Genomic DNA, 15,622 nt, shown 5'->3' on the forward strand with positions numbered 1-15,622 from the left:
CCTTCTTCATAGCTTTGATCACCTAATTGATCATCTATTATCCTTTTACAGCCCCGGAAGTCATTCCTTCCACGAAATATTTTTGCAGAAACAAGTACAGTAAGATGCTGGGAAGAGCGGCTAATAAGGAACCTGCGGCTACCCACCCGATATCTGAATTGTTCTCTCCGAAAAATGCGGATAAGGCAACGGTGATCGTTCTATATTCCAGTTTCTGCAGAAAAAATACCGAGAACTGATAATCGTTCCAGATCGAAACACCATTCATAATGATGACCGTTGCTGTAATCGGCATGAGTACCGGTAAGATAATCCGAAAAAACAAGCCTAACCTTGATGCCCCGTCTATCATTGCGGCTTCGTCCAACTCTCTTGGAATCGTACTAATAAAACCCGTAAACAAAAAGATGGCCATAGAGAGGTGAAAGGTAACATGAAGAATCACGATTCCTGTATACGTATTCATGGCCCCAATATCGACAAACATCTTATACAAAGGAACCAGGATTGTAAGCGGCGGGACGATAAGAGCACTTACAAAAAAGCCGTACATCCACTTGTTTAGTGCACTTCGATGGCGGGCAAGCGGGAAAGCCGCTGACGAACCCAGAATCAAGATCAGAACAATAGATAGCACAGTGACAATTACCGTATTCACAAACGCTCGATCCAAACCTGCGAGCTGCCATGCATTCGTAAAGTTATCCCAAAAAAGATAGCCCGGCATGACCCATTTAGAGCTAGTATCCAATTCTTCTTTAAATGAAGTAGTGATCAGCACATAAAAAGGAACAATATGAATGAGACCTATGAGAGCACCCAATAATGTATATAGCGCCTTTGCACGCTTCATAAGGAAATTTCCTTTCTGCGCAAATAATACAACGATGTCAAACCGATAATTGAAATAAGCAGAAACATAAAGTTACCTAATGCTGCAGCGTATCCGGCATCCTGGTGAGCGAAATACAATTGATAAATCATTGTAGATAATGAAGCAGACGCATAGCCCGGACCCCCGTTGGTTAAAGCTGTTATAACATCAAACAACTTCAATCCGCCGATTAAATTAAGCACAACGTTAATGGTAATGGCCGGCGCAAGCAGAGGAAGGGTAATGTTACGAAATCTTGAGAATCCCGAAGCCCCGTCTATCTCCGCCGCCTCATAATATTCCTTGGAAATAGATTGAAGTCCGGCCAAGAAGATTATCATAGCAACTCCCAGAAATTGATAGGTGTTCACTAGTGTAATGATCCATACATTAAGCTCAGTGTCAGCAAGTAAATTGATCGGCTTATCACGAAACAACAAAATAATATCGTTAAGAGCTCCTCCATTAAACTGAAAGAAGAAATACCAGATATAACCCATAATTAGGGGACTGACGATCACCGGAAGATAGACGATAGTACGAATAAGCGTCTTTCCCCGTATATAGCTGTTTAATAAAACGGCGTAAGCTAACCCTATGATATTCTGTAGGATCGTGCTTCCAACTCCATAAATCAGAGTATTCATAATTACCGTACCTATCCTATGATCCGAAAGCATCCTTTTATAATTGTCCAACCCTATATACCGATACATCTGTGAGTACCCATCCCAATTAGTAAAAGAAATCATCACCCCTTTAATAAATGGATAATAGATAAACAGCACAAACAACAGGAACGCAGGAATGTACATCAAATTCATTGCAGAAGGAGAATTTCGCCAACGACGCAATCGAAGGGTAGCCGTTCTACTTTCATCTATCTTACGATCTAAAGTTTCCAGATTTAATCGCTCCTTAACCAAGGCAAGAAATGAGGGGGGTGAAACCTTGTTCATTATCTCACCCCTTTAGTGTTCCGTTAATTTTTTTTCAGCCGTTGCACTTCCCGCTTCATGGTCTCTGAATATTCCTTCGAAGTGATCCGACCCGACAGCAGCTCTGTACCCGATTTAGACATGACGCTCCACATTCCGTTTGGCAAATACACCCTGTCGAAATAAGGTAATACTCGATTGCTTGCATATTTCTCGTAATACTCCGTTAATACGTGCTTCGAAGCAACGCCCTTCAACCCGGGCTGCAGCTTAGTTATATTGGAAATTTTAGATAAATTCTCAGGTTTGGCAAAGAACGCCATCAGCTTCTTGGCCTCAGGTATATTCTTGGAATCCTTCCATACTCCCATGGTGTTCCGTTCTCCACCGGAAAAAGCCGGTTTATCACTGGCCGACATTGCTGGAATTGGCATTAATCCAACTTTCATATCCGGCTTCAATTTATGAACAGCATCTACGAATGATGGGGCCAGCATGACAAATGCTACTTTCTCTTCAGCAAATACACCAGGTAGATCACTTCGCTTTGCTGTCAGGAAATCTTCATTTATCAGTCCGCGCTTTTTGATATCTAACAGCTTTTCCGGAAGCACGGTCCATTTATTCCAATCAAACGTATTATTTAACAGATCTTCTGCCGAATTATTTGCAGTATTGATTAGTAAAGCGTTTGCGAAATATCCAAAATAGGTGCCAATCGTGCTTTCATCAATTCCTGAAAAGAAAAAAGGTGTTGTTTTTCCACCGCTTTCTTTTTTAATTTTTTCGGCTGCAGCTATTAGCTCATCGAAGGTTTGAGGCGGTTCCACATTATATTTTTTGAGCATATCGACATTGTACATAATGCCGTCCTTGGCTTCACTGATGGGCAAGGCGTACACTTTGCCGGCCTTGTCTGTTACAACATTTTTAATCGTATCGGTCAATTGTGTTACCCATGGTTCTTCTCTGAGATCAGCCAAATATTCGCCATAACGAACCTGTGCCCAACCATGCGTATCGAATATGTCGGGAAGATCATTAGCCGCCATTTTAACTTTCATGTTATTTTCATATGCTGAACCAGGGAACTGAATATTCACAGCGATATCCGGGTTCTCTTTTGTAAAATCATTGATTATTTGACGATACATATCTTGGACAGGCTGGTCTGCAACATTCATCATCATGGATAAAGTTTTCTTGGGGGTACTGCTGTTACTGTTACTGTTACTGCTTTCCTTTCCACTCGAAGGTGCAGTAGAAGGAGTTTCGGGACGCTGGGAACAACCGCTTATCGCTATAGCTGATACTAGGGTTAACGCCAAAGATACTTTCCATTTTTTTAACATGTACCCACCTCATATCATATATTTATTCTACGCGTAAATCTTATCACGATTGTAAGGGTTTACATATGTGTCTAATCTACGATTTCAGGCGCTCATATTTATTGTTGCAACCCTTTACAATTTACAGTATAATCGACCACACAATTAATCATGGAGGGGTAGTCCTGCCTGAATAAGCCAAATATCTCGATTCGTGGGAAACTAATTCTGCTCTATTCGTTAACTATCCTGTTCCCTGTTATCATTATCGCTTTTGTTATGCCTTCTTATTATGTCAAAATAATCACGAAAGAAACCGAGAAGCTCACAGAAGCAACCTTGGTTGGCCTGACCGAAAATATCCAAACGTATTTAGATGATTTGGAACGAGTGACCGTCTCTCCTTACACGAACAACGAGGTAATGAGCTCTCTCATGCTAAAAGCCAGAGGATTACAGAGTGACGTTGATACTTATTCAAGGTATAAAGCCGACTATACTTTGTACCATACGCTTCCAAGATTGCTTGTTAATTTACGTAAGGATATATTAGGTACACTACTCGTAACCATCGATGGTTCTGTCTACTATAATGATAGTGACTCCTATCTAACTGAAACTCGCACCGATTATCGATATACTGAGCAAAATTGGTATCGGGAAGCCGTTACAGCAAACGGGAGAGTTGCCTTCATTAATGTCCACCCACAAGATTATTTAAAGCTTGATTCTGTCCCTGAAGTGTTCTCTGTAGCCCGATTAATAAAAGATCCTGACTCCAAACAGCCTCTCGCCGTCATTATGGCTGATGCGGATACAGTCATTTTGGATAAAATCGTAAGGCAAGTTTCGTTTAATGTGAATTCCATTGTTACAATAACTGACAAGGATCATAGATTGGTTTATTCTAATACTTACTTATCTCCGGAAGAGCTGCATCAATTTGTGAAAAACCCGTCCAATATCCTTTACAAACAGCATTCCTATGTACCTGTTTCAAGGACAATACCTATCAGTTCATGGGAAATTACCGTTTGGTTATCTAAAGCTGAGCTTGCCTCCAAGGTCAGTTGGATGCATATCATGGGGGCTTCTTTTGCAGTTGGTGGTGTTGTGCTTACCTTCTTTTTGTTTTTTGCCTATTCCAGAACCCTTTTAACACCGTTCAAAGAAATGATCAGTGTCATGAGCCACGTTCAGCGCGGAAATATGAAGAAGAGGGTTTCTATACAAGGCCAAGATGAGATTGCTCAGTTGGGAACAGCTTTAAACCGAATGATCTATCAATTGGATGAATTAATCATTAAAGAATATCGTACCAAGCTGAATCTTAAGAATGCCGAGTTTCGCGCTTTTCAATCACAAATTCATCCACATTTTCTCTATAACACATTAAATGCATTATTAAGTTTAAATCGCAAAGGTGAGCATGCCCATTTAGAACGAGCCATCATATCGTTAAGCGGGATGCTCCGTTACATCTTAACCTCCCATGATACCTGCAGTTTAGAGGAGGAATTCTCCATTATTCAAAAATACGGAGAGCTTATGAGCATGCGCTTCCGTGATCGTTTAGAGATTAAAATCACCTTAGATCCCGAAATTGCGCATATCCGTGTCCCTAAGCTGCTAGTCCAACCATTGGTGGAAAACGCCATCATTCACGGTGTGGAGCCTTGTGAGCATCCTTGTTTGGTGGAGGTAAGCGCCGAAATGCTCCCAAAAATTACGGACGAAGATAGGTTTGTCATACGGATTGCTGATAATGGTATCGGTTTCAAACCACTTGAACGATCTAATAATCAGAGCATTGGTTTAAGCAATGTAAAGGAACGATTGGCGCTCGCATTTCCGGGTAAATACGATTTTCAATTGGATAGCCGTATTGGGCATGGTACTTACATTAACATAACGATAACGCTTAATAAAGAGGAGCTACCACAATGAATATTGTTATTTCCGATGATGAGGAATTAGCAAGAGAAGCCATGTCATCTATCCTGTTGGAAATATGCCCTGATCTACAGCTCTTTGAAGCGCGTAATGGTCAGGAGCTCATAGATGTTGTTAATCGAGTCAAGCCTGAGGCTGCTTTTGTCGACATCCGGATGCCTGTCAAATCCGGCTTGGAAGCCATCCAAGAAGCAGCCCCTTTATCACCCAATACCCAATGGATCATTTTAACGGGATTTGCCGACTTTGAATATGCGAAAGAGGCGCTCCGATTAAAGGCTATCGACTATCTGCTTAAGCCCGTTGATATTCAGGCTGTGCAAGCCCTGATAACTAAAATACGACAAACCACACTTCTCCAAATCATTGAAAATAACAAGCTTTTCGAATCTGACATGCTTTCCTTATTTCATGGACTTATCCGTAGCTGGGATGAAAGAGAATCCGATAATAAACCGTTCAGTCGGATGCGATGTCAGATTATTTACATGGACAGTTGCTATCCTGAAGCAGAAAAATCGATATCCATTAAGCCGTTCTTTACTGCCATTAGCTCTACGATGCCCCAGTATTATCATAAGGATTTAGAATTGGCTACGATCCTTCTGCCAAGCGGAGAATGGGCTGTGGTGGGGAAATACACAACTTTGCAGGGTGCAGAGATGCTGGAGAAATTATTCTGTTTTTATTCAGAGCTTGTGAAACAAGCTGAGGAGCCGGGCCTGGCATTTACTCTGGTAGTATCTGATGAATGTGATTCTTATACATCGCTCCTGGATGAGGTGACAACTCTTCATAAGATTGCCTATCTCCGCTGTTCGCTGGGCATCTCCCGTAGCTGGAACAAAGTAGACTTATTTGAAGTTGAATCACAGCCTGCGATTGCTGAGCTATGCCGCACTTTAATCAAGGCGATAGATGAGTACCACAAAAGACATTATGTGAGTTATATGAACACCATTGAACAATTCATTAAAATATTTGATTTACAGCGTGATCGGATTTCAATCACAACTTCACTAGCCATTGCACGATTTTTAAACTGCTCCATCAATGCCCCGATGCTGACTCCTACTAAAGAAGAGGATTGGTTTAAGTCACTTCGAAACCTGGGTGAACAACTTCTAGATAAAAAAATAAAACAAGCAGGAACCACACCTGATTTGGTGACCAAGACGATTATTTATATAGAAAATCACTATACGGGGGATTTAACGTTAGGTCAGGTAGCAGAAGAGTTTAATGTTACACCCAATCATTTAAGCAGTCTTTTTCACAAACGTACAGGAACGACATTTATGCAGTATGTGACCAAGCTCAGGATGTTGAAAGCGAAAGAATTGTTAGCTGATCCGTCGGTACAAGTACAGCAAGCTGCTGAGCAGGTTGGTTATTTTAGTTCAAGACATTTTACTAAATTATTTAAAGAGATTGTCGGATGTTATCCGTCCGAATATAAGAAGAATCTACAAATGAAAAAAGAAGCAGAGGGGACTACATAATGGATTCGAAAATACAAGAAAAGGCAACGGAGTAATGCTCGCGTACTCCGTTGCCTTTTCCATTTTGAGATTGATCATTTTTCCAATTGATGAAGGAACGCAATCTCTATTTGACAGATATGCCGATCCTCATAGCTCACTACCGTATCTTCAATTGTTCCGCACGCTGCAGCGCTTGTACTCGATTGTTGATTCCAAGCTTTCTGTACACATTTTTTATATGCGACTTTACGGTTTCTCCCGTGATGTGCAGGCGATCGGCGATTTCCTTGTTCGACAAACCTTTCGCGATCAACCGTAAAATCCGTGTTTCCTGCTCGGTTAATATTTCTTTCAGCGACAGTTCTGTATCCGGAGCTTGATCCTGATCCCGCCGCAGAGCCTCCATCGAAGACCCTGCTGTCCCGCTCCGATTATTTCTTCTGACCTTGTCCAATGTTTTTGCCAACCGCTGGGCGGTAACGGGCTTCATAAGATAATCCAACGCGCTCACTTCGAAGGCTTGAATCGCATAATTGTCATGAGCGGTTACAAAAACCACATCTAGCGTGGCATCGAGATCAAGCAACAGGCTGGATAGCGAGATACCGTTAATTTCCGGCATGGAAATATCGAGAAATGCGATATCTATCTTATTGGTTTTCACATATTCGTAAGCTTCCAACGGGCTAAAAAATGCCTGACATATTTCGACATCGCCGCTCTCGGAGAGGATCTTCTTCAACCATTTCACCGATAGTTCTTCATCATCCACGATCATGGCTCGCAGCATGCTTCAACCTCCACTCTGCTTGATTGGACGGGCCGGAATGTCGAAAAAAATCTTCGTACCTACCCCTTCTGCACTTTCAACACTAATGCTTTTTCCATAAAGAAGCTGTAAGCGCTGACTTATGTTCCTTAGCCCTATGCCCCTTTTCTTCACATCCGGTTTCATTATTTCGTCTCTTCTCATTTCGCTCATGCCGCATCCATTGTCTTCTATGACAAAGCTGACCACCGCATCTGCTGCCTGTTTGACGGAGATTGTTACTGTTCCCCCTCGTAAGTTGGACATCAGACCGTGTCTTATAGCATTTTCCACCAGAGGCTGAAGAATCAGCGGCGGAATCAGGATATCCGGATTCGCATCCACGTCATACTCCACACACAATCTGGCGCCAAAACGTGCCTTTTCGATATTGATATACGCTTTGACGAGCTCCAATTCATTCTCTATGGTTGTTAGTGACTCCAGTTGATTGAAATCAAAGGCACTTCTCAAATACTTCGAAAGATCCAACGTCAATTCCTCTGCCTTATGAGGTTCGTCGTTGCACAGTGCGGCTATCGAATTCAGGGCGTTGTAAAGGAAATGCGGCTTGATCTGGGAACGCAAAAAAGCAATTTCCGCGTCCTTGGCCTCTGATTGCAGCTTTTGATTCTTTCTGATCATTTCCTTTATCGTTTCGTTTAAAGAAGTAAAGAACAACACAGACACTACGCTAATAATCATGTGAATGAAATGTACCTGAAAGACTGCCATGAATGATAAGCCTCTAATTACCCACACTGATGTTATTCCAACAAGACTATAGAAGACCAATAAAATTAGTGCAATTTGTATCCGCTGTTTCTTCTCTGCTTTTGTGAAAAACTTTTGGAATAGCAGAATCACCGGCATGCTAATTAAGAGGGTCAGAGTTGTCGTATACAATCCCAAATCGACCCCAACGCATAATCGGTATAGGATGATAAGGACACTTAGGAATATTCCCGTTCCCCAACCACCATATAACGTCCCTAAAAGTAATGGTATAATTCTTAGATCTACACGGTAGTCGGAGGAAAAGACAACAGGAAGGGACATACATAGTAGGATGGAGAGTCCAAACAGAACGGATAGAATAAACTTTTCGTACTTGTTCCTCCCAGACCGCTCTGAAAAAAATATTTGATAGGTAAAAATCAGTACAGCTATTAACACCAGTTGCAGCAAAAAATCTTTTACAATATTTATGCTCAACCTGACTATCTCCTTTGTCATGTAAGAGGTTATTCTTCCTACATTATGAATTTCGACGATTTTAGCTAAACTCCTGTCTATAACGCCCTTATTGAAGTCCTGTTACCGTGAAGCGCAAAAAGGAGCCTGCCTGTTTTAGTGACAAAGCTCCTCTTTGTTTTGTGGATTTAGCATATGGAGACGCGCCGTGCCACAGTAAATCCACAATCCGCCGCCGCGTTATGCTGAGGAAGTTTGGGGAGTGGCGTAATTATTTATGCGAATAAGCAAGGGGTCTAACAACTCTAGGTCATTGCTCTGATTCTTGTGAGTGATCCAGTTGTTTAATTGCCGGAATGAACAGACAAAGCACCGTAATCCCGATCATCATGATACCCGTTAGCATAAACCACCGATTCACACCGATTTGATCCGCAAAAACACCCGAAATGACCAGGCCAAGGGGCATTGCCAAAGCCATCACGCTCCCAAACAATCCAAACCCCCTACCCAAATACTCCGGTTTAATCTTTTCCTGGAATAATGCGATCTGCACGCCATTGGCCCGGAAAAACCCATAATGGCGCAACATACCATAAAAGCAAAGATGTATAACCCGCCAACCCAAAGAAGAGCAACTAAGCCTTTGTGATGTTTCAGTGCATCATATCCTGCTTTAAGTTCTTCTGCAAATCCGCTTTGTGTTACGGACTCCTTGGCTTCCGGCTTCGGAATCGTAATCATCGCGACCGCGATGCAAGCAAACATCGCACCCAAAACATCGATGGCAATAACAGCATTCAGATCCCAGGTCGAGTATAAAAGCGCCGCCGCCGCTGGACTTATAATATAGCTGGCCGATTGCACGGACTGGCTGTACCCGGCGCATTTTGCCAGTTGTTCCTCCGGTACGATCAAAGGCGTTGTCGCATTCAGTGCAGTGGAATGAAAAGCCGTACCCATACTGCGAATAAACAGTACAATCATGATCACCCAGACAGGCAATTCCATATACAAAGCAACGACGGCCAAAGCTGCTGCTGCCGCCACGATGATATCAGCCATAATCATTACTTTTTTGCGGCTCCAACGGTCCACCATAACACCAATCAGGGGTCCTCCAAGCGCCTGTGGTAAAAATCCAACAAGCGTTGCCATTGAAAGCACCATGGCCGAGCCTGTTTGTTCAATCAGATACCAAATAATCGCCATTTGAAGAATAGAACTGGTAATCAGTGATAGTGCTTGCCCCGCCCATATCGTGAAAAAATTACGTTTCCAGTTTGCCTTTTGATTGTTCATATCTTTGTTCTCCTCGCATTTTTATTGGTTGTTTATTGTTTTTTGGCAATAAAAATGCAGGCCTCAAGTCCACATGTACGGGCTTCGGTCTGCAAACCAATGAAAAGGCATAGAGAAATAAAAGGCATAGCTTATAAAGGCTACTCCTCAACCTATCCATGTTTGATCCCATTCATAAAAATAAGCACAACAAAAAAGCCCATAAATATGGAAAAATCTGCTTTTTTATTGCCGTCTTATCTTAAGCAAACGGAATGCATGGATAAGCTAACCTCCTTTATAACAAAAAATCGTTCATAAATGATTAGTTGTCAATTCGCTATCTGTGGTCAAGCATTGGGAGCGAGGTTGTCTTCCGGTCAGACATGGTTTTCAACTTAAAGTAATGAAAGTTGAAGAGTTTTGCAGCACCCGCAGACAAGAAGGAGGGGTTTCGCCTCAGCGGCGAAGCCATGTAACACAAGAAGATGCCTGCCACCGTACTTCAGTGGCAAAGCTCCTTTTCGTTTTTGTGGATTTAGCTTATGGAGACAAAGCGTAGCTTGGCAAATCCACGTTGTTGACCAGAGATTCCAGTAATGCCGCAGCCTTGTCAAATAGAGAGGGGTAAGCAACTTCTCCGAAAACACTTTGCTGGGGCCTATGTACCGCGGAGTCGAGTAACAACACTCTCCTTCAAAATAAAAACAATGGGATGAAAAGATAGCCTCAAACATGAGGCCGCCTTCCCATTTATACTGATAAATACCGAATCAAACCAAGTACAGCAAAGCAAAACAATACCGTGCCCGCTCCTATGCCCGCAATCGCGCTGTTCGCTACTTGCAGTTTTGGAGAAATAAATATGGAAAGAATAGAGACTGCAACGAGAAGCGCCGCCAGAAGATATAAGCTGCGATCGTCAAAAACGCTTTGCAGGCCGATAAAATGGATTCCGACGATAAAGGCAATCCAGGGAGCAACAACATTTTGACGGTTCAATTTATACAACACAAAAGCGCCTGCGCCAGCCAAAAAAATTTCGATATAGACCGTAAACAAATAATTGCGGAAAGCCGTTCCGTCCGACAAAGCAGAAGGCGCATCCCAATTCTTCACGCTCAGATAGACGCCAACCAGGCAAACAAGAAGAGCTGCGGCCGACGCCAAACCAATATATATTCGCCAGCTTGCTTTCGGTTTTTCTTGCGCCCAACCGAACCAGACAAAACTGAACATGCCGAAAATGGAAGCGTACATCGTGTAATCCCGGACATACTCCATCAAATCCCTCCTTATTATGTCGAACAGCACCGCCTTCCTTTCTTTTACATTGTATCATGATCCTGGATAGCAGATGAAATAGAAAAAAGCCGCATAAAGCCGCTCTCCACAAAATCCCCTGTGAAACCCTTCTAAAACGCAGAAAGAGCGCTGATGTGGTGCTCTCACTGGTAGTACTTATGGAGCGAACCGTGGCTTGCCAATCCACAATCCGCCGCCGCGTTATGCTGTTTGGCGAGGTTGCATGATGTCCGTAAGTGCGGCTTTTAAATTTTTCCTTAACCAAAACAAGAAAATTCCCATATGTGATGTTGATCCCCAGACCTGATTCGGAGGTCAATCGTTAAGCCGCGAAGCAGATAGGGGCACCTATGGGAGCATGATAATCGATGACGATTATAGATTCATAATACTTTTAAATTCTTTTAATTTTCCTCTGCTTACTGGAACCTTTGTGCTATTGGCGTCATTCATCTTTACTAAATACGTACTGTTAAACCAAGGAATGATTTCAGTTATGAAGTTTAGGTTGATAATATAATTTCGGTGAGATCGAAAAAAATAACCCGTTTCATCTAAAACCAATTCCAATTCATTTAGAGACAATTCGCTTTTTTCTATGGAATCTTTAGTGGAAATGTATAATTCTTTGTCTTTGACAAACGCAAAACTGATTTCACTTACTTGAATCGGTTTTATGATGTTGTTTTTCCGTATACAGATACGACCTTCGAGCATTGGCGGCGCTTTTTCCCATTTAATTTTTGTCTTGGCTTGAAGAGATTTCACTTTTTTGATGGCATCGTCCAATCTGGATTCCGATATAGGTTTTGTAAGATAAGCTATAGCGGGCGTATTAAATGCTTCTAACGCATGTTCATAAAAAGCTGTTGAAAAAATAATGAACGGAGGATGGGTCATTTGATTTAAACGCTTGGCGAAATCTAACCCATTCATCTCAGGCATTTGGATATCTAGAAAAAGCAGATCAGGCTCATCATGAATAACTTTTGAAAGAGCTTCAACGGGATTGTGATGGATCGAGACAATTTGAATATCTATATATTTTTGAAGCAGGAATGCCAACTCGGAACAAATAGCCGGTTCATCATCCACAATGATTGTTTTTATAAACAAGTTAGATCACATCCTCTTTTAGACCGGTCATCGGAATTTCAAATGTTACGATCGTACCGGATCCCGGTTCACTTTTAATATGCAGACCATAATCTTTCCCGTATATAGACTGTAATCTACGGTGAATATTAGAAAAACCTATTCCCTTTGTTTGGTGATTTAAAATTTCCGCTAACCGTTTCTCGTTAATTCCGATTCCATTATCTTCAACACGGATTTGTACATGATTTCTGTTTTTACAAACACGAATAAATAACAAGCAGTTATTTATTTTTGGAAATAAACCGTGATGAATCGAGTTCTCAATAATAGGCTGCAAGGTAAGAACTGGCAATTTCATATTCAATAAGGATTCGTCAATTTCCATAGTCACCTTTAATCGGTTTGCGAATCTGACCTTCTCAATCTCCAAATAAGATTTTATACCATCCAACTCTTCTTTCAAACTGTTAAAGTTGTTTTTATTATTCAGATTTCGCCTGAAAATGTCGCTCAAATTGCCCAGCAGGTTTCTTGCAAGCTCAGGATTGGTTCTGCAGTAAGACATGATGGTGCTTAGCGTGTTAAAAAGAAAATGCGGTTTAATTTGTGCCTGCAATGCATTCAATTCCGCTTGCTGCCTCATTTTGGTTTGCTTTTCTATCTCCGCAAGTTCAATTTGTACCGAAAGTAGCTTGGCTAGTCCGTCAACAAGATTGAGGTCGGTTTGGGTTTCTTTAAATGAATTTTTATAGTAAATCTGCAATGTTCCAACCGGTTTGCTGTTATGAACCAATTTTGCACCTACTGCTGATTTTAAGGGAAAATTACGATGGAAATGTGCAAACTCTTTATCTAGAGAAAGGATCCTCATCTTATTTTGTTTGAGGATGGCTTCTGTTACCTGTGCATAAATCGCCTTTTCATGAAGACCGCGGTCACTTCCAACACCTACTATACTTAAAGTTTGATCACAATCCGTTATTACGACCGCATCGACATTTGCAATTTCATGAATAATCTCTGCTGTTTGTTTCGCCGACGTTTCATTTAGACCGGTTCTAAGATGGGGGAGGGTACGGCTAGCAATACTAAGGGCAAGATTAGCCGCAATAGCCCCGGATTGGTCCTGTAAAAGTTTAATGTTCATAAAAATCCTGATGAAAATCATCACTCCCAAGATCGTCACACTTGTAGTAGGTATAGCTATTTTCAATTCCAATGCCAGCGCTGCTGCAAATGGTTTGGCTAGGAGCAGCACTAATATCTTTTGAATCAATTCCGCTGTGAGCCCTAACAGAACGATGTGCTGCCATTTCATTCTTAACATATCGTATTTGATCCCTGCTAGCCCTCCCAATAAGCCGCAAAGTACGGTAGAGATGGCGCAGGCAGCGGCGGTAAATCCACCGATAGAATATCTATGAATGCCTCCTATGATTCCGGAAAATATCCCAACTAGAGGGCCTCCTACAAGCCCTCCTACCACAGCACCGACAATCCTTGTGTTGGCCAATGCATCATCGATTTGAATGCCATTTTCTGTTCCAAGAATGGATAAAAACCCAAATATTACTGAAAGAATAACGGTTCGCTTCCAACCATTTTTCCCATAAATCAAGAGTCTAAAATAATTCAATTGACCAATGAATAAAGAGATTAGAGCAACTACGACTACATTCTCAAAGAGCCTTAGCAGGATGGTTAAATCCACTCGTCCTCCTCCTTTTTGCATTTCAGCATAAATAGACGGCAAATCAGCTGCTATTTTTGAATACTTGGAAACAATTAATGGATATAATTAAAAGGGAAAGATACTATTTTGTAGTATAAAGAACAGTTCTAATGACTTCAACTAGACGGGTGTAAGCGTTACACAAATCTTCGAAAGGTCGATCATTGATGCAAGCAAAGGCTTAAAAAACAATCAACATGCACCCATCGAAGAAAGCGGTTACTTTCTGAAGGAGGAATTAAATAATGTCTCAATCCGTTGAGTCGACAAAGAAGGGAAGCATTGCAGGTAACATCTTTAAAGGTTCGGTTGGAAATCTGATCGAATGGTACGACTGGTACGTTTATGCTGCATTCGCAGTCTATTTCTCATCACAGTTCTTTCCTAAGGGAGACCCGACAAGCCAACTCCTCAACACGGCGGCGATCTTTGCCGTAGGCTTCTTAATGCGCCCAATAGGGAGCCTGTTGCTGGGCCGATACGCCGACCGTCATGGCCGCCGTGCTGCGCTGACGCTTTCCATCTCTGTCATGGCCAGTGGTTCCCTGATCATTGCCTGTACCCCTAGTTATAGCTCCATTGGCATAATGGCTCCCATTATTTTGGTTCTCGCTCGATTACTCCAAGGGTTGTCGCTAGGCGGAGAATATGGAACCTCGGCAACGTACTTGTCCGAGATGGCCAGCAGAGGCCGCCGCGGCTTCTACTCAAGCTTCCAATACGTCACACTTATTGGAGGCCAGTTGGTGGCGCTGGGCGTCCAGATCATCCTCCAACAACTACTCAGCGAAGCCGAAATGCAGGCCTGGGGCTGGCGTATTCCTTTCATCATTGGAGCACTGGGGGCACTAGCTGTCTTGTGGCTGCGCCGCTCGATGGACGAATCAGAACAGTTTTCCAAAATGGGCTCCGAAAGCAGGGCAAACGCCGGAACCATGCGAGCTCTGATGAAGCATCCTAAAGCGGTGCTGACCGTGGTCGGATTAACGCTCGGCGGAACCGTCGCCTTCTATACTTATACAACGTATTTACAAAAGTTCATGGTGAATTCTGTAGGCCTCCCCAAGGACGTCGTCAGCTGGATCAACTTTATTGCCCTGCTGGTATTTATCGTACTTCAGCCGCTCGCCGGCATGCTGTCCGACCGGATCGGACGGCGCCCGCTATTGCTCTGTTTCGGTATCCTCGGTACTTTGCTGACAGCGCCACTGTTCTTTATCATGGAGAACATGAAGAATCCTATGGGTGCTTTCTTGCTCATGCTGGCTGGTCTCATCATTGTTACCGGTTATACTTCCATCAATGCCATCGTGAAAGCCGAGCTTTTCCCGACAGAAGTTCGCGCTCTTGGCGTAGGCTTCCCGTACGGACTCACCGTTGCGGTGTTCGGCGGGACCGCGGAGTTCATCGCATTGTGGTTCAAGAGCATTGGAATGGAGTCGCTCTTCTACTTCTATGTGGCTGCCTGTATTGCGGTGAGTTTCTTCGTCTACTGGCGTATGGGCGAGTCTTCCAAATCGTCCCACATCGAAGCCGAGCTTGACCGCAAATAAAGGGGACAACCTTGGCGGTACATGTCCATGCCGTGCTCACTCCGCTCTGCTCCGTTGCGTGCGCTCTGAAC

General features: G+C 42.7%; 11 protein-coding genes and 2 pseudogenes. 3 read left to right on the forward strand and 10 right to left on the reverse strand.

The window, feature by feature from the left end; translation table 11 throughout:
* Nucleotides 1–37 precede the first annotated feature (37 nt).
* The 3 genes from PVA01S_RS19155 to PVA01S_RS19165 all read right to left on the reverse strand — a co-directional run bounded on the left by PVA01S_RS19155 (nt 38) and on the right by PVA01S_RS19165 (nt 3,164).
* Nucleotides 38–853: a carbohydrate ABC transporter permease gene (locus PVA01S_RS19155; protein WP_127608909.1), complete on the reverse strand. Its 816-nt coding sequence runs from the start codon at nt 851–853 to the stop codon at nt 38–40.
* The gene (locus PVA01S_RS19160) at nt 850–1,698 is read right to left on the reverse strand and encodes a carbohydrate ABC transporter permease (protein ID WP_230876118.1); all 849 of its coding nucleotides are present in this window, start codon (nt 1,696–1,698) and stop codon (nt 850–852) included. Before PVA01S_RS19160 ends, PVA01S_RS19155 begins: the two co-directional genes overlap by 4 nt.
* 158 nt (nt 1,699–1,856) lie before the next feature.
* Nucleotides 1,857–3,164 (reverse strand): ABC transporter substrate-binding protein, encoded by a 1,308-nt coding sequence (locus tag PVA01S_RS19165; RefSeq protein WP_127608911.1) that lies wholly within the window; start codon nt 3,162–3,164, stop codon nt 1,857–1,859.
* 414 nt (nt 3,165–3,578) lie between these two features.
* Between PVA01S_RS19165 and PVA01S_RS19170 the strand changes: the two genes are divergently transcribed.
* Together PVA01S_RS19170 and PVA01S_RS19175 are read left to right on the forward strand one after the other, a co-directional pair.
* A complete protein-coding gene (locus tag PVA01S_RS19170; RefSeq protein WP_412760910.1) occupies nt 3,579–5,090 on the forward strand; it encodes a sensor histidine kinase in 1,512 nt (503 codons plus the stop codon).
* Nucleotides 5,087–6,598 carry a response regulator transcription factor gene (locus tag PVA01S_RS19175; RefSeq protein WP_127608913.1) on the forward strand — a complete coding sequence of 504 codons (1,512 nt, stop codon included), beginning with the start codon at nt 5,087–5,089 and terminating at the stop codon, nt 6,596–6,598. Before PVA01S_RS19170 ends, PVA01S_RS19175 begins: the two co-directional genes overlap by 4 nt.
* A gap of 139 nt (nt 6,599–6,737) precedes the next feature.
* Here PVA01S_RS19175 and PVA01S_RS19180 read toward each other — a convergent pair whose 3' ends face one another.
* The 7 genes and pseudogenes from PVA01S_RS19180 to PVA01S_RS19205 all read right to left on the reverse strand — a co-directional run bounded on the left by PVA01S_RS19180 (nt 6,738) and on the right by PVA01S_RS19205 (nt 13,977).
* Nucleotides 6,738–7,370, reverse strand: coding sequence for a response regulator transcription factor (locus tag PVA01S_RS19180; RefSeq protein ID WP_127608914.1), 633 nt, complete (start codon nt 7,368–7,370; stop codon nt 6,738–6,740).
* A 3-nt stretch (nt 7,371–7,373) separates the two neighbouring features.
* Entirely contained in the window at nt 7,374–8,603 is a 1,230-nt protein-coding gene (locus tag PVA01S_RS19185; RefSeq protein ID WP_164751899.1) for a sensor histidine kinase, read from the reverse strand.
* Nucleotides 8,604–8,892: 289 nt separating this feature from the next.
* Nucleotides 8,893–9,884 (reverse strand): annotated as a pseudogene (locus PVA01S_RS19190) (MFS transporter).
* A 555-nt stretch (nt 9,885–10,439) separates the two neighbouring features.
* Nucleotides 10,440–10,547: pseudogene (locus PVA01S_RS27320) on the reverse strand (type II toxin-antitoxin system death-on-curing family toxin); the annotation flags it as partial.
* Nucleotides 10,548–10,616: 69 nt separating this feature from the next.
* Nucleotides 10,617–11,147 (reverse strand): hypothetical protein, encoded by a 531-nt coding sequence (locus tag PVA01S_RS19195; RefSeq protein WP_127608916.1) that lies wholly within the window; start codon nt 11,145–11,147, stop codon nt 10,617–10,619.
* A 396-nt stretch (nt 11,148–11,543) separates the two neighbouring features.
* Nucleotides 11,544–12,284, reverse strand: a complete 741-nt coding sequence (locus tag PVA01S_RS19200) for a LytR/AlgR family response regulator transcription factor (protein ID WP_127608917.1) — start codon at nt 12,282–12,284, stop codon at nt 11,544–11,546.
* Nucleotide 12,285: 1 nt separating this feature from the next.
* Nucleotides 12,286–13,977: a LytS/YhcK type 5TM receptor domain-containing protein gene (locus PVA01S_RS19205; protein ID WP_127608918.1), complete on the reverse strand. Its 1,692-nt coding sequence runs from the start codon at nt 13,975–13,977 to the stop codon at nt 12,286–12,288.
* 266 nt (nt 13,978–14,243) lie between these two features.
* Here PVA01S_RS19205 and PVA01S_RS19210 point away from each other — a divergent pair, with 266 nt between their 5' ends.
* On the forward strand, nt 14,244–15,551 hold the full coding sequence (locus PVA01S_RS19210) for an MFS transporter (protein ID WP_054800252.1): 1,308 nt from the start codon (nt 14,244–14,246) through the stop codon (nt 15,549–15,551).
* The last annotated feature ends 71 nt before the right edge of the window (nt 15,552–15,622 follow it).

The sequence above is a fragment of the Paenibacillus validus NBRC 15382 genome, from assembly GCF_004000985.1.
In the GTDB taxonomy this organism is placed as follows: Bacteria; Bacillota; Bacilli; order Paenibacillales; family NBRC-103111; genus Paenibacillus_G; species Paenibacillus_G validus.

Excerpts from the sequence above, each read along its gene's own strand:
- PVA01S_RS19155 (WP_127608909.1), bottom strand. The coding sequence starts at position 853 with ATGAAGCGTGCAAAGGCGCTATATACATTATTGGGTGCTCTCATAGGT.
- PVA01S_RS19160 (WP_230876118.1), bottom strand. The coding sequence starts at position 1,698 with ATGAATTTGATGTACATTCCTGCGTTCCTGTTGTTTGTGCTGTTTATC.
- PVA01S_RS19165 (WP_127608911.1), bottom strand. The coding sequence starts at position 3,164 with ATGTTAAAAAAATGGAAAGTATCTTTGGCGTTAACCCTAGTATCAGCT.
- PVA01S_RS19170 (WP_412760910.1), top strand. The coding sequence starts at position 3,579 with ATGCTAAAAGCCAGAGGATTACAGAGTGACGTTGATACTTATTCAAGG.
- PVA01S_RS19175 (WP_127608913.1), top strand. The coding sequence starts at position 5,087 with ATGAATATTGTTATTTCCGATGATGAGGAATTAGCAAGAGAAGCCATG.
- PVA01S_RS19180 (WP_127608914.1), bottom strand. The coding sequence starts at position 7,370 with ATGCTGCGAGCCATGATCGTGGATGATGAAGAACTATCGGTGAAATGG.
- PVA01S_RS19195 (WP_127608916.1), bottom strand. The coding sequence starts at position 11,147 with ATGGAGTATGTCCGGGATTACACGATGTACGCTTCCATTTTCGGCATG.
- PVA01S_RS19210 (WP_054800252.1), top strand. The coding sequence starts at position 14,244 with ATGTCTCAATCCGTTGAGTCGACAAAGAAGGGAAGCATTGCAGGTAAC.